The following is a 530-nucleotide window of genomic DNA, read 5'->3' as shown; positions in this document are numbered from 1 at the left end:
TCCAACGAGTTTGGATTGTACATCGATAAAAGCAAAGCACCCGGCGTCGCGGTATCACCTTTGTTGATGGGCTTTTGCGTGATCAAGCCATCAAACGGTGCAGTAATGATGCTGTAGCCAAAGGTCGTTTCCGCCTCAGAGACCGCTGCTTGCGCTTTATTGAAGTTGGCTTGTGCGGTTTGCAACGCACTTTCCGCTTGGTCAAATTGCGATTGAGGGATCAGTTTTTTGTTTAAAAGCGCTCTGACACGAGAAAACTCCTTTCTCGCCGCATTGAGCTGCGCTTGTGCAGAGGATAAAGCCTGCTCACTTTGACGAACTCGCGCGTCGAGATCATCGCTTTCTAGCCGCGCCAACACGTCTCCTTGCCTCACTCTATCGCCAACCTTCACCAATACCTCCATCACCGATGCCGTTAACCGTGCCGCGATATCGGCGTGCTGCTCTGCAACGACGACGCCCGGAAACTCTCGAACAACCGGTTCGCTGGTTAACATCAGTTGATGTGTCTCTGCGTTATTTACATCAAT

Annotated in this window: 1 protein-coding gene; it reads right to left on the bottom strand. The window is 51.1% G+C overall.

Going from position 1 to position 530, the window contains the following annotated elements:
- The coding region (locus R7040_RS29690) for an efflux RND transporter periplasmic adaptor subunit (protein WP_318098080.1) at positions 1-530 on the bottom strand (530 nt) is incomplete at both ends.

Source organism: Vibrio sp. 1069, from assembly GCF_033340555.1.
The sequence above is the reverse complement of the archived record's forward strand: the minus strand, read 5'-3'. Positions and strand labels throughout refer to the sequence as shown.